At 61.5% G+C, this 20,224-nt stretch carries 16 protein-coding genes; 6 read left to right on the top strand and 10 right to left on the bottom strand.

From position 1 onward, the window contains the following. Window positions 1-34: 34 nt before the first annotated feature. The 3 genes from NCR40_RS18080 to NCR40_RS18070 all read right to left on the bottom strand — a co-directional run bounded on the left by NCR40_RS18080 (window position 35) and on the right by NCR40_RS18070 (window position 6,243). A complete protein-coding gene (locus NCR40_RS18080) occupies window positions 35-1,177 on the bottom strand; it encodes a TAXI family TRAP transporter solute-binding subunit (RefSeq protein WP_250510169.1) in 1,143 nt (380 codons plus the stop codon). 537 nt (window positions 1,178-1,714) lie between these two features. Continuing rightward, window positions 1,715-3,862 carry a zinc ribbon domain-containing protein gene (locus tag NCR40_RS18075; RefSeq protein ID WP_250510168.1) on the bottom strand — a complete coding sequence of 716 codons (2,148 nt, stop codon included), beginning with the start codon at window positions 3,860-3,862 and terminating at the stop codon, window positions 1,715-1,717. Between the two features lie 797 nt (window positions 3,863-4,659). Continuing rightward, the gene (locus NCR40_RS18070; RefSeq protein WP_250510167.1) at window positions 4,660-6,243 is read right to left on the bottom strand and encodes an aldehyde dehydrogenase (NADP(+)); all 1,584 of its coding nucleotides are present in this window, start codon (window positions 6,241-6,243) and stop codon (window positions 4,660-4,662) included. 165 nt (window positions 6,244-6,408) lie between these two features. On the opposite strand from NCR40_RS18070, the gene NCR40_RS18065 reads away from it, so the two are divergent. Beyond that, window positions 6,409-7,344, top strand: a complete 936-nt coding sequence (locus NCR40_RS18065; RefSeq protein WP_244829422.1) for a LysR family transcriptional regulator — start codon at window positions 6,409-6,411, stop codon at window positions 7,342-7,344. A 239-nt stretch (window positions 7,345-7,583) separates the two neighbouring features. Next, window positions 7,584-8,813, top strand: coding sequence for a sensor histidine kinase (locus NCR40_RS18060; RefSeq protein WP_250467321.1), 1,230 nt, complete (start codon window positions 7,584-7,586; stop codon window positions 8,811-8,813). A gap of 215 nt (window positions 8,814-9,028) precedes the next feature. Here the strand turns inward: NCR40_RS18060 and ahpF are convergent, their stop codons facing one another. Together ahpF and ahpC are read right to left on the bottom strand one after the other, a co-directional pair. Then, window positions 9,029-10,603: an alkyl hydroperoxide reductase subunit F gene (ahpF, locus tag NCR40_RS18055; RefSeq protein WP_250510166.1), complete on the bottom strand. Its 1,575-nt coding sequence runs from the start codon at window positions 10,601-10,603 to the stop codon at window positions 9,029-9,031. 164 nt (window positions 10,604-10,767) lie between these two features. After that, window positions 10,768-11,331 carry an alkyl hydroperoxide reductase subunit C gene (gene ahpC, locus NCR40_RS18050; protein WP_244829425.1) on the bottom strand — a complete coding sequence of 188 codons (564 nt, stop codon included), beginning with the start codon at window positions 11,329-11,331 and terminating at the stop codon, window positions 10,768-10,770. 178 nt (window positions 11,332-11,509) lie between these two features. Between ahpC and NCR40_RS18045 the strand changes: the two genes are divergently transcribed. Beyond that, window positions 11,510-12,205, top strand: coding sequence for an NADPH-dependent F420 reductase (locus tag NCR40_RS18045; protein ID WP_250510165.1), 696 nt, complete (start codon window positions 11,510-11,512; stop codon window positions 12,203-12,205). 125 nt (window positions 12,206-12,330) lie between these two features. Then, the gene (ribA, locus tag NCR40_RS18040; protein WP_244829427.1) at window positions 12,331-12,999 is read left to right on the top strand and encodes a GTP cyclohydrolase II; all 669 of its coding nucleotides are present in this window, start codon (window positions 12,331-12,333) and stop codon (window positions 12,997-12,999) included. Window positions 13,000-13,015: 16 nt separating this feature from the next. Here the strand turns inward: ribA and NCR40_RS18035 are convergent, their stop codons facing one another. From NCR40_RS18035 to NCR40_RS18025, 3 genes are all read right to left on the bottom strand, one after another. After that, entirely contained in the window at window positions 13,016-13,738 is a 723-nt protein-coding gene (locus tag NCR40_RS18035; RefSeq protein WP_250510164.1) for a 2OG-Fe(II) oxygenase, read from the bottom strand. Window positions 13,739-13,820: 82 nt separating this feature from the next. Next, complete coding sequence (locus NCR40_RS18030; RefSeq protein WP_250510163.1) at window positions 13,821-14,318, bottom strand: hemerythrin domain-containing protein; 498 nt, start codon at window positions 14,316-14,318, stop codon at window positions 13,821-13,823. 248 nt (window positions 14,319-14,566) lie between these two features. Beyond that, the gene (locus tag NCR40_RS18025) at window positions 14,567-16,975 is read right to left on the bottom strand and encodes an ATP-dependent DNA helicase (RefSeq protein WP_250510162.1); all 2,409 of its coding nucleotides are present in this window, start codon (window positions 16,973-16,975) and stop codon (window positions 14,567-14,569) included. A 131-nt stretch (window positions 16,976-17,106) separates the two neighbouring features. Here NCR40_RS18025 and NCR40_RS18020 point away from each other — a divergent pair, with 131 nt between their 5' ends. Continuing rightward, entirely contained in the window at window positions 17,107-17,472 is a 366-nt protein-coding gene (locus NCR40_RS18020) for a DOPA 4,5-dioxygenase family protein (protein WP_250510161.1), read from the top strand. A gap of 48 nt (window positions 17,473-17,520) precedes the next feature. Here NCR40_RS18020 and phaP read toward each other — a convergent pair whose 3' ends face one another. Continuing rightward, window positions 17,521-18,090 carry a TIGR01841 family phasin gene (gene phaP, locus NCR40_RS18015; protein WP_250510160.1) on the bottom strand — a complete coding sequence of 190 codons (570 nt, stop codon included), beginning with the start codon at window positions 18,088-18,090 and terminating at the stop codon, window positions 17,521-17,523. Between the two features lie 495 nt (window positions 18,091-18,585). Between phaP and NCR40_RS18010 the strand changes: the two genes are divergently transcribed. Beyond that, window positions 18,586-18,879 (top strand): helix-turn-helix domain-containing protein, encoded by a 294-nt coding sequence (locus tag NCR40_RS18010; protein ID WP_250493529.1) that lies wholly within the window; start codon window positions 18,586-18,588, stop codon window positions 18,877-18,879. A 4-nt stretch (window positions 18,880-18,883) separates the two neighbouring features. Here NCR40_RS18010 and NCR40_RS18005 read toward each other — a convergent pair whose 3' ends face one another. Next, a complete protein-coding gene (locus NCR40_RS18005) occupies window positions 18,884-19,822 on the bottom strand; it encodes a DMT family transporter (protein WP_250510159.1) in 939 nt (312 codons plus the stop codon). Window positions 19,823-20,224: the final 402 nt, after the last annotated feature.

The raw sequence follows: 20,224 nt of genomic DNA, 5'->3' as shown, positions 1-20,224 counted from the left end.
TGTCGTCATGCAGACAACAGCGCGTGCGTTCACGTCACTGATCGCACAGCAACAACACCTTCTCCTGCGCGGTGCAACTTGCTTTCTTCATTTTTGCCGCGGCGCCATCCGTCGAACGCGCCGATACCGTCTGCGCGCCGCCTTGCGATTGCTGCGCGAGCGCCGCGCGCTTGGCGATGCACGACCGCAAATGCTTTTCAACCGGCGGATAGTACTTCCAGCCCTTCGTCAGCGGCGGCAGTTCGAGATGCACCTGTTTCCACTTCGGATGCCCGCTCGCCTGCAGCGTATCGAAGTTCGTGCAGAGCGAATCGGCGAATTTCGACATCGCGCCGACGGTGCCGCGCAGACCATAGTCATACGTCACGAGGAACGCCTTGACGGTGAGCGTTGGCGTGTCCTCCTGAATCCAGTTCGGATAGCTCGATGTGCGGATCGTCGCCGGGAAATACGTTTGCTTGGCGCGCGCGGTTTCAGGCGCGGCCGGGTCCAGACGCAACAGCTTGATCTGCTGCAGCAGTTCCGGGTTCATGTCCTGAAAGAGCTTGGCAGGCTGTCCCGCGACGATCACCGCGACGTCGATCTTGCGCACGATCAGCTTTGCGAGCGCGTCCTCGTTGCTGTAGTGCTGCGCGTTCTGATCGGCGATAGGTTCACCGAACATCAGCCGATACAGCGTCGCCGACGACTGCGCCGTGCCGCTTCCGAGCAGCCCGACGCTAATGTTCTTGTCCTTGATTTCCTGGATGTACTTGAGCGGCGAATCCGAACGCACGACGAAGTAAATCTCTTCGTCGTAAAGCGGCATGATGAGGCGCAGCGGCTTGATGATATTGCCGGCATCGGTGTTACCGGACGCGGCCATATCGACGTAAGCCTGATACACGTCCGACTGAACGAGTGCGAATTTCACGCCGGGTTCATAGCGCATGCGCTGCACGTTTTCCGCCGATCCTTTGGAAGAAAGCACTTCCAACTCCATGCCGGCTGGGTCGGCCACGTATTTGGACAGGTCCTGACCGATCTGAATATACGTGCCGCGATCCGGCCCGGTAGTGATTTTGTAGGGCACGGCGTCGGCGGCGAAGCTTGTCCCCGTGACGCTTGCGAGACCGATAACGGCAAGGAGGGCGAGCGCACCTCGCGCGGCGTTCCGCATGATTTTCGTGGAGAACATGATTGACCCTCGATTCTTGAGTTGGACGGGTGCTGTGGAACACGCGCGATGCGAGAGCGTCGCATCGTGCGAAATCGGTTATGCGTTTCTGCGCGCGGGCTAGTTTTAGCCGATGCAGTTTGTTCTGGCGACTCTTTCCGTTCGCGAGATGCCGGGTTCTTTCCGGGCACGTTGCTGTGCCAAAAAAGCTTTGTCTCCGTTAATGCTTTTTTCCTGATTTGCTTCGTTCTTTGGATGCTTATTTCTTGCTCGCACACCCGCCGATGTGCGTCGTCTCTTCCGTCGAGTCTCGTCTCCCGAGACATCGCCGCTTTAGAAGCGATTTGATATTCGAGACCTCGCTCCTTCAAAGATGCTTCGTTTCCCGAGTCGGGCTTCTTCAGATTCGCGTCGTTACCCGAGACTTTTCTATTTCTGAAGCGCTTTCTTCGGAGCCGCTTCAATCTCGCAAGACGCCTTGCTTGCGTGGTTGCCTTTCACCCACAAAGCGCCGACTCTTCATTCAATGCGCTCTTCCATGTTTCTATCTCCCCATCTTCACGGCGCCGACTTCGAAGCCGCGCCGCTCGTCCAACCGTATTGCTTGATGGCGCGTTCCAGTTCTTCGGTCTTGTCCGCGTCCATATGCGCCGATACGTTCGATGCGCCAAACGACGCGGCAGCGCGCGGGCTTGCTGCGGGCGGGCTGATCGCGGGCGCGGCGGCGAGTTGAGCTTGCGGCGTGGTATTGCGCACGGCGACAGGCGTCGCGCCAGTCGCCGTCGATGACGTCGATGCATGCGGTGCGGCACCCGACGCCGACGGCGCAACATACATCCCGTTGGACGTGCCGCCGCGATTGGACGTCGCATCGTACATGCCGTTATTCGATGCGCCGCCGCCCGTCGCGGTCGCTCCGCGATTCTGCGGCGCGACGTACATCTCATCGCTCGCGTTGGCGTGATTGGCGGAAGAGGCATCGTACAGGCCGGTCGACGCGGTGTTGCGCGTCGCGCCGGTTTGAGGCGCGGGCCGCGTGTTGGCTGCCACGGCGGCGGGCGCGGTGCGACTCGTCCCCGGAGGCGGCGCAGCGTTGGCGGGCGCCGTGCGCGTCGCCGTGGTCGTCACGGGCGCGGGCGTCAGCACAGCAACCGAAGGAGCGGCCGTGCCTGCAACAGCGGAAGGCGCGGGCGTCGTGGAAGAAGGCACGGCAGGCGCTGTCGTCGCTGCCGTTGTCCTTGCGGCAGGCAAGGCATTGCCGGAAGTCGCCGGTGCCACCGTCGCCGTCGCCGTCGCAGCGGACGGTGCGAACATCTTCGCGGCAGGCAATTCAACGGCCGAAGTCGCAGGCGCATTGGCCGGGGCAACATTGGCCGTAGCAGCAGGCCCAACCGTCGCCGCGGTAATGGCATTCGTAGCCGCCTGAGCCCGCGCGATCTTCTCCGCGCGCGAATCAGTCGATGCATCCCGCGCTTCGTCGATGGCATCCCGCCGTGCCGCCGCTGCCGTTCCGCGCTGCGCGGCGTGCCGCTCAACCACGGTCTTCGGCGCGATGGTCACGGTCTTGACTGGCGGCGTCGCAACTTCCACGTTCGCAGTGGTCGCAGGCTTGCCGACGTTGGCGGCAACCACGCTGGCAGGTGCGGCGGGCGCCGGGGCAGCAGCCGTCACCGCCGATGGCAGCGGCTTCTTCGCGCCCGCAGGCGTCGCGACCATCCAGCCCGCGTGCGAGATGACGCGTTCTAGCATCGCTTGCGACTCGCCGTTGCCGCCATCGATAGCGAGCGCTTCGCCCGCGTTCTGCTGCACACACGACCATGCCGAAGTCCGCTCGCAGGCCCGCGCCAATTGCAGCGCGGCGTCGCGTTGCAACTCGCGCTTCGCGAGTTCGTCTTTCATCGAATCGTAGTCGGGGCGCGTCTGCAATGACGCGGGAACGGTATTGAGGCGCGCGCGCGCCAGCGTCAGGTCGTGCTGATCCAGCGCAAGGCGCACGCTGCGCAGCGTATCGCCGGAAACGGACGCGCGGGCATCGGCCGAGGCATTGCCCGCGCCTGTCGCCACATTGGGGTTCAGGTTCGGCGCGGTACCCGGCACGAGCGAGCTGAATCTGGAATCGATCGCGCCGGAGACACTGTGATCGGCGGACGGCGAGGCGTCGTCATCGTTCGAATCGCCGTATTGCAGATAAGCGGCCGCGCCGAGCGCGAGCACGACCGAACAAACGCCCGCGATGACCGTCTTGCGCTTCGACCAGGACTCGGAGCCGGGCAGCGCGTCGGGGTCGCGGCCGGTGTTCGCATAAGCGCTGCGCGCGGATTCCTCCAGGCGCTTCGCCCGATGCTCCGCCGCCTTTTGCGCGATACGTTCGCTCGCGCGTTTCGGGTCCCAACCCGCGGGCCAGCCGCGTTCGGTTGCGGGCTCCTCCGGCAGCGCGCCGGAAGCGGAGGCGCCGGCGCCAGCCGATGCGGCGGCGGAAGCCGTTGCCGAGCTCGACATCGACGGAAGCGGTTTGGAAAGCGTCTGCTCGAACATGTTGACGCGCGGCCGTTCTTGCGGTGCGGCGGCCTGGCGCGGTTGAGCGGACGCGGCGTTACGATCCGCGCCGCAGTTTGGACAACTGTCGGCGTTTTTGCGCATCGTGCTGCCGCAACGCTGGCAGACGACGGAGAACATGGATGCAGGAAACGTCAGACGCGTGGTCATGCTTTTAAGCCCTCGAAGGACATGTGCGATAACGTGGCCGCTTGAGTGCCTATACTGGCTTCGGACCGCCCGCAATCGCGCGCGCGAAGTCCTGCGGCAACAATCCTTCGTATCGTTTGTCGGGCGCGAATGTATGTCGAATGAACATCGACTGCGTGCGTCCGAAAAACGAAAGTCCGAATATCGTTGAAGCGAGTTCGGACGTCAATCGCGTTTCGCACCTACCTCGGGCCGCCTGAATTTAAGCGACTACATCATCGCGCCGGCGGCACGCGAAACTCCGTGCTCCCAGCGCGCCTCGTAACCGCGCCTTTTGATGGCGCTGGCCCTCGTGTCGATACGAAAACGCGGCCGGGACTGGTGCGCCCGCGTCGCCGTTTCAGGGCTTCGCGGCCAAGCGCCACGCATCGCTCTCTCACAATGTTTTTGACATTCTGGGCGCGCGGCGGCGGTTTCGTGACGCCAATCCTTAGCCAATAACCGACAAGGGCGAACGACCGCGCGATAACCCACTGATGCAAAAGCGGTTAGGGCGCGAAATGAAACCCGTTTGCGCGTTGCATGGCGGATACGAACTGCCTCGCGCGCCGGCGCGAACGTTTGCGCCGTGCGTGAGCGAAAGTGCGTGAGCGAAAGTGCGTGAGCGAAAGTGCGTGAGCGAAAGTGCGTGAGCGAAAGTGCGTGAGCGAAAGTGCGGACAATTTAGCCATCCGAAGCAATTCGCGATAAGCGGAAGGCCGCGACGCGAACCCGGAAGTTCAGCGCCGCGGCCTCGATTTGCAGCTTATGCGACCGGCTTATTCAGCCAGTTGCAACTTGCCGTCGATACGGCGATTCAGACCCAGCGGATTCTCGGTCTTCAGCGCGTCGGGCAGAAGCGCATCCGGCAGGTCCTGATAGCTCACCGGACGCAGGAAGCGGTTGATCGCGAGGCTGCCGACCGAGGTCGAACGGCCATCCGCCGTGGACGGATACGGGCCGCCGTGAACCATCGCGTGGCCCACTTCGACGCCCGTGCCAAAACCGTTCACCAGAATGCGGCCCGTGCGGCGTTCGAGCGCCGGGAGGAAATCGCGCGCTTCGGCGTAATCGGCTTCGTCGATATGCAGCGCCGACGTCAACTGGCCTTCGAGCGATTCGATCAGTTCCAGCATCGTCTTCTGATCCGGGCAGCGCACCACCAGCGACGACGCGCCGAAAATCTCTTCCTGCAGCGCGTGGTTCTTGAGGAAGTTCGCAGCCGTGGTCGAGAACAGCGCCGACTGGCCTTGATTGTCGCTCTTCGCTTCGACGCCGCGCGCGAGCGTCTTCACGTCCGCCTGGCTCGAAGCCTTGTCGATCGCGCCTTCGTACGCCTTGTGGATGCCCGGCGTGAGCATGGTCTGCGCAGCCGTCTCCGTCAGCGCCGCCGATGCCGCCGCGATGAACTTGTCCAGGTCAGGACTATCGACGGCGAGGATCAGGCCGGGGTTTGTGCAGAACTGGCCCGCGCCGAGCACGAGCGATTGCACGAATGCCTTCGCGATGGCTTCGCCACGGTTCTTGAGCGCGGCCGGGAACAACACGACCGGGTTGATGCTGCTCATTTCCGCATAGACGGGAATGGGTTCCTTACGCTCGGCGGCGAGCTTCATCAGCGCCGTGCCGCCTCCGCGCGAGCCCGTGAAGCCTGCTGCCTTGATGCGGTTGTCCTTGACGAGGCCCTGGCCGATGTCACGACCGCTGTCGAACAGCAGCGAGAACGTGCCTTCGGGCATGCCGCAGTCCTTCACGGCCTTTTGCACCGCGCGGCCGACGAGTTCCGCCGTGCCCGGATGCGCCGAGTGCGCCTTGACGATCACCGGGCAGCCCGCGGCGAGCGCGGAAGCCGTATCGCCGCCCGCGACCGAGAACGCCAGCGGGAAGTTGCTCGCGCCGAACACGGCGACCGGGCCGACGCCGATGTGACGCAGACGCAGATCCACGCGCGGCAGCGGCTTGCGTTCGGGTTGCGCCGGGTCGATGCGCACGCCGAGATAGTCGCCGTTACGCACCACTTCCGCGAACATACGCAGTTGACCGACCGTGCGGCCGCGTTCGCCTTCGATCCGTCCGCGTGGCAATCCGCTTTCGATGATGCAGCGTTCGACCAGATCGTCGCCGACGTCGAGGATATTTTGCGCGATGGTTTCGAGGAATTTCGCGCGCGCTTCGGGCGCGGTTTCACGATATACGTCGAACGCGGCCCAGGCGAGGGCGGCTGCGCGGTCGAGATCGGCGAGCGTGGCGCCCCCGAATGCCGGTTCGATGGCCGCGCCCGTCGACGCGTTGACGGCCTTGATCGAGCCGTTGCTGCCGAAAATGGATTGCTGGCCGATGAGCAGATTGCCTGTGAGTTGCATGGTGTCTCGTCCTTGACTTGAGTGAGTCGTAGCGACCGCGGCGGATGCGAGCGTCGCGCTGCGCCGACTATACGGCGCGAGAGGCGCCGCTGTATAGTGAATCCTTTCCATCGAGTGATCGCTTTCTGGAATCACCCCGCCTTTTTCTTCCGCATCGTTTGTCGCATGAAAAACACCCTGGATGTCCTGATGTCGCGGCTGCGCATGAAGCAATTGCAGTTGCTGATCGCGCTCGACGACCATAAATCGCTGCATAAAGCATCGAGCGCCATGGCGATGACTCAGTCCGCCGCTTCCAAGGCGCTCGCCGAACTCGAATCGATGCTGGAAGCGCCCTTGTTCGAGCGCGCCAAGAGCGGGGTGATTCCCAACCCGTTCGGCCGCGCCGTGGTGCGCTATGCGCGTCTGTTGGCTGCCGATCTGAGCGCGCTCTGCCAGGAAGTCGCGCAGATACGCGCGGGCACGGGCGGGCGGCTGACGGTCGGCACGATCATGGGCGCGGTGCCGGGCGTGGTCGCGCCGATCGTCGGCGAGATGCACGCGAAGCATCCGGACCTTGCCATCGAAATTGTCGAGGACACCAGCGCGCGCATGCTCGGCATGCTGGACGACGGCCATGTCGATCTCGTGATCGGCCGCGCAAGCGTGTCGGACCAGCCGACAAAGTACCACTATCAGCCGCTCGCCGACGAACCGCTTGCCATTGTCGTGGGACAGGACCATCCGCGCGCGGCGGGACGCGAAGTCGGGCTCGCGGAACTGGCGGGTCATCGCTGGGTGACGTACCCGAGTTATCTGCCGATGAGCGCGCTGCTCGAACGCGAACTCGACCTCGCCGGCTTGCCGATGCCGGCGAACCCCATCTCCACCGCGTCGCCGCTCGTGACGGTCACGCTGTTGCAGCAGAGCGCGGATATGGTGGCGATATTGCCGGCGAGCGTCGCGAAACTTTTCGAGCGCTACGGCATGTTGCGCATCTTGCCGATCCGCATGAAATCGAAGTCGCAGACGTATGGCATCGTGACGAGAAAGGGAGGCGCGCTGTCGCCGGCTGCGCGCCAGTTCGTGCAGATGCTGCGTGAAAAAGGTCGCCCGCATTGAGGCGTGCGTCGCGCCCGTCCACCTTGTCAATTAGCGAATGCGTTAGCAATTTTGCCCGTTTACGATAGTCGGGTACTCGAACTTTTTGCCTGAAGCTGGGCCTATACTGGCGTGGCATCGCGGCCTTCGAGCTTCGCGCTCCACGGCGGTTTCACCCCAGCACTTCCTTACCAGCACTTCCATACGAGCACCACGCGCCGCACGAGCGGCAACTGGGCGTTGCAATCGAGGAATCGCAGATGGCCGAAACGGCAGCCAACGGCTTGGACGGTCTCGTGGCTTCGTTGCGCGAGCAGCGGACCGCGCTGACTGAAAAATGGATGAAGCTCGTGTTCGGGGATCAGGAAGTCGAACACTCGGACCAGCTCACGTACCGGCAACTGGCGGACCACTTGCCGGAAGTCTTCGAGGAAATCTGCGTCGTGCTGGAATCGCGTAATTTGCGCGATCAGGAAGGCGTCATCGAACAAAACGCGCGGCAGCACGGGCAATGGCGTTGGCAGCAGGGGTATCGCATCGACGAACTGGTGCGTGAGCTCGACCTGTTCCGCCAGATTCTGCTTCAGGCGATTGGCGATTACGCCGCCGCGCACACGGATCTCTCGCGCACGGACGAAGAACACGCGCGGCTCATGACCGATGAAGTGGTGAGCTTCGTCACGCTGGCCTCGATTCGTGAAGCGGTGGGCGAGCGCGATCGCAAGATCGACGAATACACCGGCATGCTGGAGCGCGCGAATTACGAGCTCACGCTGCGTCAGAAGCTAATCAGCGAACTTTACGAAACGCGCATGCAGGTGACGCGCCGCGTCGCGCACGATCTGCGCAATTTCCTCAACGTATTCTCGACGGCGCTGCAACTGCTCGGCCGCTCGCCCGCGAAACGCGAGACGGCGCTCGGGCTCGCCAACCGGCAAGTGTCCGACATGGCGAGTCTAGTCGATGAAATGGTCGAATATTCGAAGGTCCTCGGCGACGATTCGCTGTTGACAGTCGAAGCGTTCGATCTCGTCGGTCTCTTCGACGAACTAATGCAGTTGAACCGCGTTGGCACCGAAGCAAAGGGCCTGAAGCTCGTCGGGCATCTGGAACCGACGCTCGGCACGGTGACATCGAACCGGCTGAAGGTGAAGCAGGTCGCGATCAACTTGCTCTCGAACGCGATTAAATACACGTCGGCGGGCGAAATCGTGTTGACGATCGACGCCGTGGCGGACGACCGCTGGCGCTTGCGCGTGACGGACACAGGTTCGGGCATCGGTACGGCGGATCAGGAGCGCGTGTTCGAGGAATTCGAGCGCGCGGCCGAGGACGATATCCCCGGAACGGGGCTTGGGCTTGCCATCGTGAAGGAACTGTCGCGTGCGCTCGAGGGCGAGTTGCGTTTCCAGTCGGTGAAAGGACATGGAAGCGTGTTCGAAGTGATCTTTCCGCTGGTGCTCGAGCCGAAAGCGAAGTCGGCAAGCTGAGGGTGGGGCGGTGTTTTCGGCGTGAGCGGGTTTTGCTCATCAGCGTCATCGCCAACTTCGCCCACTCATTGCCACAGCCGTCTATTTCGGCAGCGCGCTGGAAAAGCGAGCCGAATTGACGCGCGCTTCAAGCGCCAATTCCACCGCAAGCGCAATACAAAAAAAGGCGAACGAGCAGCGCTCGTTCGCCTTTCCCCTTCGCCGCAAGGCAAGCTTTACGCGGCCACCGTCTCTTCTTCCTCGACCGACGCGCGAATCAGATGATCGAACGCGCCAAGCGATGCCTTCGCGCCTTCGCCGACCGCGATCACGATCTGCTTGAACGGCACCGTCGTCACGTCGCCGGCAGCGAATACGCCGGGGATCGACGTCGCGCCCTTCGCATCGACGATGATTTCGCCATGCTTCGACAGCTCGATCGTGCCCTTCAGCCATTCGGTGTTCGGCACGAGACCGATCTGCACGAACACGCCTTCGAGTTCCACGCGGTGCGAGACGCCCGTCGCCCGGTCCGTGTAGTTCAGGCCGTCGACCTTCTTGCCGTCGCCGGTGATTTCCGTGGTCTGCGCGCTCGTGACGATGGTCACGTTCGACAGGCTGCGCAGCTTCTTTTGCAACACGGCATCGGCGCGCAACTCGTTGCCGAATTCGATCAGCGTCACCGCCGCAACGACACCCGCGAGGTCGATGGCCGCTTCGACGCCGGAATTGCCGCCGCCGATGACCGCCACGCGCTTGCCCTTGAAGAGCGGGCCGTCGCAGTGCGGGCAGTAGGCCACGCCGCGTCCGCGATATTCACGCTCGCCCGGCACGTTGATTTCGCGCCAGCGCGCGCCCGTCGCCAGAATGATGGTCTTTGCCTTCAGCACCGCGCCGCTTGCCAGATGCACTTCGTTGATGCGGCCCGGGATCAGCTTGTCAGCGCGCTGCACGTCCATCACGTCGACTTCGTAGCTCTTGACGTGCTGTTCGAGCGCCGTCGCGAACTTCGGTCCTTCCGTTTCCTGCACGGAGATGAAGTTTTCGATAGCCATCGTGTCCAGCACCTGGCCGCCGAAGCGCTCGGCGACCACGCCGGTCGCAATGCCCTTGCGCGCCGCGTAGATCGCCGCTGCCGCGCCTGCAGGACCGCCGCCGACGATCAGCACGTCGAATACCGGCTTCGTTTCCAGTTGCTTTGCGGCACGCGCGGCTGAGCCCGTATCCAGCTTGGCGAGAATCTCCTTCACGCTGCTGCGGCCCTGGCCGAAGCTGTCGCCGTTCAGGAACATCGTCGGCACGGCCATGATCTGGCGGTCTTCGACTTCCTTCTGGAACAGCGCGCCGTCGATCGCCACGTGCTTGATACGCGGATTGATGATCGCCATCACGTTCAGCGCCTGCACGACTTCCGGGCAGTTCTGGCACGACAGCGAGAAATACGTTTCGAACCGGTAATCGCCGTCGAGCGCGCGAATCTGCTCGATGGTTTCGTCGTCGAGTTTGATCGGATGGCCGCCGGTTTGCAGCAGCGCCAGCACGAGCGACGTGAATTCGTGACCCATCGGAATGCCGGCGAAGTGAATGCCCGCCGCCTTGCCCGGCTCGCCGATGGTGAACGACGGACGGCGTGCCGCAACGTCCTCTTTCTCGACGACGCTGATCCGCGGGGACAGCGTAGCGATTTCGTCGAGCAGGCCTTTCAGCTCACGCGATTTGTCGCTGTCGTCGAGAAAGGCGACGAGCTCGATGGGCCGCGTGACTTTTTCCAGATAGGCTTTCAACTGAGTCTTGAGATTGGCGTCCAGCATGGCGTGTGTCGTTCCCTGACGAGAGTTTTTGGAATCTTTGGACGCACTCCGTCCAAGCGCCGCCATAAAGCGGCGCCGAAACGGAATGCGTGGGTACAAACTGGGGGTGCAAGGCGCGCAGCGGGCCTGCCGCGCGCCTCGTCAGTCTCTGGAGAACACGAGACTCAGATCTTGCCGATGAGGTCGAGCGACGGGCTCAGCGTTTCAGCGCCCGGCGTCCACTTGGCGGGGCAAACTTCGCCCGGATGCGATGCGACGTATTGCGCGGCTTGCACCTTGCGCAGCAGTTCGCCGGCGTCACGGCCGATGCCGTTGTCGTGCACTTCGCACAGCTTGATCTCGCCTTCCGGGTTGACCACGAACGTGCCACGCAGCGCCAGGCCTTCTTCTTCGATCAGCACGTCGAAGTTGCGCGAGATGGCGAGCGTCGGATCGGCGATCATCGGATACTTGATCTTTTGGATCGTGTCCGACGTGTCGTGCCATGCCTTGTGCGTGAAGTGCGTGTCGGTCGAAACGCTGTAGATTTCAACGCCCAGCTTCTTGAATTCTTCGTAGCGGTCAGCCAGATCGCCGAGTTCCGTCGGGCACACGAAGGTGAAGTCGGCCGGGTAGAACACGAACACGGACCACTTGCCCTTCAGGCTTTCTTCGGTAACGGTGACGAAATCACCCTTGTGATAGGCGGTTGCTTTGAACGGCTTGACTTGGGTGTTGATGATCGGCATTGATCGTTTCCCTTTAAGTGTGTGTTGAAGAAGTGAACGAAGTATGAACTAAAACTATCAAACCTTGGAAGTGGATTGATTTTATCATTGTAATTGATCTGGACTATGACGTCGATTCGTCGCATCGGGTGCGGGGTTTGCGATGCCGCCAAGATCGATCACGAACCCAGGAGACACCATGAAAATCGGCATCGTTGGAGCGGGAAATATCGGGCAAGTTCTGGCGTTGCGCTTCGGCGAACGCGGCCACGAGGTGCGCATCGCCAATTCGCGCGGGCCGGACACGCTCGGCGAAGTCGAACGCGCAACTGGCGCGCAAGCCGTCGAGGCGCGCGAGGCCGTGCAGGGCGCGGATCTCGTCGTCGTGACCATTCCAGAGTCGAAGGTGCCGCTTCTTCCGAAGGATTTGTTCGCGGGAGCACCGGCGAGTCTCATCGTGATCGATACCGGCAATTACTATCCGCGGCAGCGCGACGGTCGAATCGACGGAATCGAAAACGGTCTGCCGGAAAGCCGCTGGGTGGAAGAGAAGATCGGCCGGCCGGTCATCAAGGCGTTCAACAATATCTACGCGGCGCATCTGCGCAACCACGGCAAGCCGGCGGGAACGGCGGGTCGCATTGCGCTGCCCGTGGCGGGCGACGATCACAAGGCGAAGAAAGTCGTCATGCAACTGGTCGATGAAATCGGCTTCGATCCCGTCGATGCCGGTGACATCGACGATTCCTGGCGTCAGCAACCCGCCACGCCCGTCTACACGGCGGACCTCGACGCGGCGGGCGTTCGCCACGCGCTGCACGAGGCCAGCCCGCTGCGCAAACCCGAGTGGCGCGCGACAGATGAAAGCCCGGGAGACTTCGACAATCCACGCTAACGGCCGAATACGCGCGCCATGCGACAATCTGCAAACTTTCACGATGCGCTTTAACATGACGTGCCGGGCTCCCGCGCTCGACTCCGACAGCGCGAACGCCCGCATCAAGACTTGCAGATTGCCCTATGAAAACCGCATCTCCCGCGTTTGACCAGTTGAAACCTCGCCCCGGCTTTGGCGAATGCCCCGAATGCGACGACGTCGAACTGGCCGCCACGGCCACCATTCCGACACGCTACGGCACGTTCGCGTCGTATGTGTATCGCGTGAAGGAAACGGATGTCGAGCACATCGCTTTCGTCATGGGCGACGTGAGCAACGGCGAATCCGTGCTTACGCGCCTGCATTCCGAATGCGTGACGGGCGACGTCTTCGGCTCGTACCGGTGCGATTGCGGCGAGCAGCTCGATCTCGCGCTGCGCTATATCGCCGCCGAGAATCGCGGAATTCTGCTGTACTTGCGCGGACACGAGGGACGCGGCATCGGGCTCGCCAACAAGATTCGCGCTTACGCGTTGCAGGAGCAGGGTCTCGATACGGTCGATGCCAACCTGCATCTCGGCCTGCCCGACGACGCCCGCGAGTACGATTCCGCCGCCGCCATCCTGCGCTCGATGGACGTCAAATCAGTGCGCCTGATGAGCAACAATCCGTCGAAGTTCGACACGCTGCTCAGGCACGACATCCCCGTGAAGGAACGCGTCGCGCTCGCCATCCCCATGCGCGAAGAAAACGAACGCTACATCAAGACGAAACAGGCGCGCTTCGGACATTACTTCGACGAGAACGAATAAGCGCGTCTTCCGCGATCTAGCTTGCGTCGTGGAAGATCACGCCTAGCATGTGGCGCCGCCCGGAGCGTAGGCGGCTCACGCCATGCCGCATGTTCACGCGATACGGCCCGCGCGATCCCTGCACCGGCCGCTGGTGTACAGCGAAGAACGCCGCGTCGCCTTGCGCGAGCGGTACGACTTCGGCGCGCGATTGCATGCGCGGACGCTGTTCCGTAATCACGAATTCGCCGCCGGTGAAGTCTTGTTCGGGCGCAGAAAGTAGAACTGCCATCTGGATCGGAAAAACGTGTTCGCCGTACAGATCCTGATGCAGACAGTTGTAGTCGCCGGGAACGTAGCGTAGGAGAAGCGGCGTCGGCCGCGTCTGTCCGGCGTAATGACAACGCTCGATGAACTCTCCATGCACCGGTGGAAAGCGCGTTTCGATCCCCATTACCTCGTGCCATTTATTCGCAATGGGCGCGAGATGCGGATACACCGTGCTGCGCACCGTTTGCAGCGTCTCGGGCAACGGATACGCGAAGTATTTGTACTCGCCGCGCCCGAACGAGTAACGTTCCATCACGATACGGCTGCGAAAGATTGCGTCGTCGTTGTACAGCGCGGCGAGCGTCACGCACTCCTCACGCGAAAAAAGGCCCGGCGCAATGGCCGAGCCTTGGGAATCGAGTTGATGCTCGATATCCGTCCAGTCGAGTGCATCGACGCGCGCGTTGATGTCTCTCTCAAGCACCTTCATCTGCAGTTCTCCGGATTGGCGTGATTGCCGCACAGTGTGCGTCCTGAACCGCGCTCACGCACTCCGGGAATTGCTGCGCAATTCAATGCGCGGTCGCGACTTCGGTGATGCGGTTCTGCAAGGCTTCCTTACGCGCTTCGATCTTCTTGCCGAGCGCGATGAGATCGACACTCTTCGTCTTGCGGATTTCCGGAAACAGCTCGGTTTCTTCTTCTTCCACGTGATGCTTGACGTTCTCCGACAGTACCTTGAAGGTCGCGTCGAAACCTTCGTCGCCGGCCTTGATCTGCGAAAACTTTTCGATCAGCGTCTTGACCAGAAAGTGTTCGACGTAGGCTTCGTCGATATCGATTTTCTCGTCCGTGCCGAGTGCGGTGCGGGCGGCGGGATAAAGCAACTCTTCCTCGACGATCGAATGGATCGACAACAACTCGCACGCGCGCTGAACTAGTGTGGTCTTGCGTTCGAGGTCGTCTTTTTCGGCGCGTTCGAAGGCGTCGAATAGCTGCTCGACAGCGCGATGGTCGGCTTCGAGAATGGCAAGTGCGTCTTGCGGATGCTGTGCTTGCGCGGCGGTCATATCGTTTCTCCTGTGGGGACGGGGCGAAACCTTTGGGGCGTCTGTTGCGCCTTGGGGGTGCCTTCGGGTCGCTTTTAGTTGCCTCTGGGCAGGTTGTCTAGAGCAAACCGGGTGCCCGCGCTCGAAGCAGGCAAAGATAAGGTTGGCATGGCTTTAAGCGGATAGGAGCGCGTCATGCCGGCTCGCGTGTTGCGCGAACAAAACCGGAGCGCGGAGCGACTTGAATGAACGTCCGCTTCAACGCCGCATCATGCCGACGACGAAAGCGCCGACAGGTCCCGCTCGCGCATGACATTGATCCGCCACCACGCCGGCAACAGACGCCGCACTTCCGAGCGCGCAAAGCGGTCGTCGATCAGGTAGAGCACGCCACGGTCTTGCGGCCCGCGAATTACGCGTCCGGCCGCCTGCACGACCTTCTGCAAGCCCGGAAAAAGATAAGCGTAGTCATAGCCGGCGCCGAAAGCGTCCTGCATCCGCACTTTCATCTGCTCATTGACAGGATTGAGTTGCGGCAGACCGAGCGTCGCGACGAAGGCGCCAATGAGCCGCGTGCCCGGCAGATCGATCGCCTCGCCAAATGCGCCTCCCAGCACCGCGAAACCGACGCCGCGTCCATCCGGAACGAAGCGCGCGAGAAAGTCGTGCTGCGCGGCTTCGCTCATCGCGCGTGACTGCTGCCAACTCGGAATTCCGGGATAACGTACCGCGAATTCCGTCGCGACTTGCGCCAGATATTCGAAGCTGCTGAAAAAGCTCAGATAGTTGCCTTCCGCGCGACCGTACTGCGCCGCGATCATGTCGGCGATGCGCGCAACGGATTGCAGGCGGTCGCGATAGCGCGTCGAGACATCGGCGATGGCGCGTACATCGAGTTGATCCGCTGAGAACGGCGATTCCACGTCGATGAACGCGCTCGTTTCCGGCAAGCCGAGCGTATCGGCGTAGAAGTGCGTGGGCGTGAGCGTCGCGGAAAACAACGCGACGCTGTGGGCGCTCGCGAAACGCCCGGCGAGATGCGGCGCGGGAATCACGTTGCGCAGGCACAGCACGACATTGCGCTTCTTCGCCGACGCGTGGCCAGCAAGCGAGATATCGAAGATCGAATGCGAACCGAAGCGCTCCGCGATGCGCGTGAAGTGCACGGCATCGAAATAAAAGCGCATGGTGTCGGGCGAGAAGAGGTCGGCTTGCTCGCCGAGCATTTCCGTCATCAGCGAAACCGCCTGGCCGAGCGCGGTCAGCAACTGGGCGGGCGGTTCGGCGAGCGGCGCGTAGTCGATGCCCGCGGTTTCCTGTTCGCGGCTCGTGTCGCCGAAGGTTCGGGCGACGCGCGCAAGCGTTTTTTTTAGAAGCGGCGGCGCGGCGCGGCGCATTGCATCGAACGAGGCGCGATCGAGCGATGCGGAATACATGCCGCGCGCCCGATCGATCAGGTTGTGCGCTTCATCGACGAGTACCGACACGCGCCAGCGGTTCGTTTCAGCTAGGGCGAAAAGCATTGCGCTGGTGTCGAAGTAATAGTTGTAGTCGCCGACGATGACATCGGCCCAGCGCGAGAGCTCCTGGCTCAGATAGTACGGACAGACTTCGTGGTGTCGCGCGACTTCGGCTGTCGACGCGCGGTCCAGGCGTGCACGCGCGAGGGCATCGGCGCGCGCGGCGGGAAGGCGGTCGTAGAAGCCGCGCGCGAGCGGGCACGAATCGCCGTGACACGCGCGGTCGGGATATTCGCAGGCTTTGTCGCGGGCGACGAGTTCGATTACACGTAAGGGAAAGGGCGCGGCGATTGCTTTGGCTTTTGCCGTTGCCGCGTCCGCTGGCGCCGCTGTTTTTTCCGCCGCCCCGACAATCGTTCCGAGCGCATCGAGCGCAAGCTGCCGCCCCGCGCTTTTCGCCGTGAGAAAGTAGATCTTGTCCAACTGCTGCTTCGGCCAAGCCTTGAGCAGCGGAAACAACGTGCCGACCGTCTTGCCAATACCCGTCGGCGCCTGCGCGAGCAAACATCGGCTCGATGCGGCCGCGCGATAGACCGCCTCGGCAAGGGCCCGCTGCCCAGGCCGAAACTCCGTGTGCGGAAACACCAGCGCGGTAAGCGACGCCTCGCGCGCCGCACGGTGCCGCATCTCCTGTTCGGCCCACGCGATGAACCGCGTGCATTGATCCTCGAAATGCGCCTTTAGCGCCAGCGCGGTTTGCGTCTCCACGAGCACGCTTTCAGTCTGTTCGACGATATCGAAATAAACGAGCGCGACTTCGATCTCATCGAGACCGAGCTTCTTGCACATGAGATGCGCATACACGCGCGCCTGCGCCCAATGCAGATGTCGATGATTCTGCGGCATCGATTCCAGCTTGCCGCGATACGTTTTGACCTCTTCCAGCCGATTGCGCACCGGATCGAAACCATCCGCGCGGCCGCGCACGCGCAACGGACCGAAGTCTTCGGCGAGCGAAATTTCCTTGAGATAACCAGCGGGCCGCCGGCTTGCAACCGTCACATGTCCCGCGATGCCTTCCTGCGCGCTTGGCGCTGGCGTGAAGCGCAAATCGAGATCGCCCTGTTTCGCCGTGAATTCGCAAAGCGCGCGCACAGCGACGGTGTAAGCAGGATCGCCGCACGCCCGAATGGCGGCCGAGTCGGGGGCTGTATGCATGTACAGTAGTCTAGCATTGCCGTCATTCGCCGCAACAAATGCGTTGATGCCTTTAAGGCATGAAATGTCGTGCCGATTGGCGTTTCGCTAGAATGAACGACATCTCAATATTGCCGCGCGCGACCGAAACAATGCATGCAATCAACACATCCGCAATCAAAGGCTGGCACGCGCATATTTATTTCGATGCCGCGAGCCGCGACGCGGCCTGGGCAATCCGGGAGGTCATCTCGACGCACTTTGCGGCGGAACTTGAAACCGGAAAGCTTATCTTGGGACGCTTTCATGAACGTCCGGTTGGACCGCACCCGATGTGGTCGTTTCAACTCGGCTTTGGTCGCGAAGATCTCGTGCCGATTTTCGAATGGCTCACCTTGAATCACGGCGCGCTCGATGTTTTCATGCATCCGAATACCGAGGACGAATTGCGCGATCATCGCGATTCCGCGGTGTGGATTGGCCGATCGCATGAATTGCGGCTGGAAGGCTGGAAATAAATGAAAAAAGGGCGGAGTGGTCCGCCCTTTCTCGTTGCTTGAAAACGCTCAAGTCTTTTTGACGCTCGTTCCCTTCGACGACACAACCCGCACTGCGCCCTGCGTCGCCACGCTCGCATCGGTTTCTGCCGCTTCCACCACCTGACGCGCGGACTTTCTCGCCGCTTCGTAAGCCGAATTTGCAGATTCCGTCGCGGCGTCAATAGCCGACTTCCACGCATTCACCACCGCTTCGCTGCCGGCTGGCGCGCTGCTCGCAAGCGTGCTGACAAGCGCCTGCGCGTTGCGCTGCGACTTCTCCAACTGGTCCTGCGCCGCTTCCACATAAACGCCGCGCACGCCTGCCGCGATTTCGTGGAAGCTCTGCCAGTAAGCCGCGACGCGTTGAGCGCTGGCCTGCGATTGCTGGCTTTGCAAAGCAAAGAACTCTTTCGGATCGCGTACGGAAAACACACGAGCAACGAAGTTCTGATGTTCATCCAGCGCCGTCTTGAACGTGCGCGTGTTCAGGTCGATTAGTTTCTCGAAACCTTCCACGGCTCGTGTAGCGAGACCGAAGCTGGCGTCGAATCCTGCTTTCTGTGACGCGATGAGGTTTTCAGGCGCAAGACTGCTCATGCTGGACTCCATTGGACATTGCGTTTTGAAAGACGATCGATTTGTGCGGTGCAGCGAACGCTCTATTGTAGGGATAGCGCGAGGCGTGTCAATTGACTTTTTTTATTAACCGATGGCGATTTGAATTCGTATCCGAAGAAAGCCAAGTTTCAATCGCGTCTGATTATCTCGCCGATTTTGAACTAGGCGGATAATACGAACGGACCACTTAATCGCGGGAAAACAAGAACGAACGGGCGTGCTTAAGATATCTCCCGTATGCCTGCTCAAGGTAAACCACGAGTAACAACCCGCGCATAACGTTGTTTCCCCTACTTGACGCTCTGAGGCTATCTTGAAAAAATCTCGCACTGCAACAAACGGCGTCCGCGCGTGAACATCGAATGGACTTTTTTCCTGTCACCGTCGCGTCACCGTGATTATCTAGCATGCGAACTTGCGCTAAAGAGCCGGCGCTGAACGGCATTAGTTATAAATCGAGAGAACGGACAGAAAATGGGGCGACATTCCCAAACCATCGGACACCTTGAACGTAGTCACGAAGATAACGCGCTGCGCCGCGCCATTGCCGCGCGGCTCGATCGGGCGATGCAGAAAGCCAACGTCAGTTCCGCCAAGGCCGCGGACTGGCTCGACGTAACCGAGCACGACGTGCATTTCTGGCGGCGCGGCATCACGGTGCCGCCGCTGCATGCGTTCAACCGTATTGCCAGGCAACTGGACATCGACGTGCACTGGCTTTGCACAGGCCAGGCGCAGCAAATACAGCAAGCGCAAGTCGCGGGCTAAGCGTTTAGGGCGTCGAATCCGGCAACACTGCCGGTTTGCGCCCATGCATGAGCACGGTTCCAATACCGCTCGCGGCGATCACGCACATGCCGATAGCCATCCATCGGTCAGGCACCTGACCGAATAACACCCAGCTGAAAAAGGCCGCGAAAGCAAGTTGGGAATAGGAGAAGGGCGTCAGCACCGACAGTGCCGCGCGCCTGAGCGCCTGCAACATCAAAAGCTGGCCGATGGTCGCCATTGTTGCCATGAGCGCGACGAGCAGCCAGCTTTTCCATTCCACGAGCGCCAGTTCCGGCAGCATTTGCGACTGATCCATCCACATCAACGTGCACAGCACGATGGTTGCGACGAGCGCCGTCAGAAAGTTGGTGGTGACGGCGTCATCGACGCGCGACAGATGGCTCGATACCACCTGAAAGCACGCAAACGTCGTGGCCGCACCGATCGGAAAGACAACGGTCCACGTGAATTGGCTGCCACCCGGCCGCACCACCAGCAACATGCCGATGAACCCGAGCACGACCATCGCCCATTTGCTGCGCGGGACATGGTCCTTGAGCACGAGTGCGGCGAGCAGGGTGGAGATAAGCGGCGCGAGCATCGCAAGGGATGTCGTCACGGGAAGCGGGAGATGCCGCAAGCCAGCGAAAGTACACGCCGAGTTGGTGAGCAGCAGTAAAGCGCGAACGACCTGCAGCTTCAGGCTGTCGGTGCGAAAGAGCTTGAGCGTGCCGAGCCGCGCTTGCCACACGCCGAGCACGACCATCTGGAATAGATAGCGCACCCAAAGAAGCGCCAGTATGGGAACCGCCGTGCCGATGACCTTGACGGTGGAATCGCTCGCGGCGAAGGTAGCGGTCGTCAAGACCATGATCGCGATGCCTGCTACCGTGTTATCGGTATCAATGCGGAAACGCGCTTTGCCCTCAATGGTTGCCATGGGTGTCCGTTGTTCGCCTGATCGCGGCGCGCCTCGAAAAAGGCTGCGCTTCGTCGGGCGGTCTCTTATGGATGACGGCGTTTTAAGCCGTTGCTTCCATTTTGCGGACGTCGACCGCTCGTGGCAAGCCGACAGTAATCTTCTTTTCCGTCGTGTTGTGCTCAGGTCACGGCGCGTCGACAAATGAACTAGACGGTTCGAACAAAGCACGCGCGCACTTTTTCGGGACGCGAAGGCGCTCGGTGCGCGTGGCCGTCGTTTCTCAAAAGTCTCGCCGATATGTCTCGAAATCGAATCTGGTCCGTCTATAAACCCATTCAGCAAAGTTCAAGAAAGCGAACCGCTGAATTTCGGCAATCTCGAATTGTCCGGTCGCCGCGTCTCATATTCTGAGGGTGAAGC

The sequence above is a fragment of the Caballeronia sp. GACF4 genome, from assembly GCF_023631025.1.
Classification (GTDB): domain Bacteria; phylum Pseudomonadota; class Gammaproteobacteria; order Burkholderiales; family Burkholderiaceae; genus Caballeronia.
The sequence above is the reverse complement of the archived record's forward strand: the minus strand, read 5'-3'. Positions and strand labels throughout refer to the sequence as shown.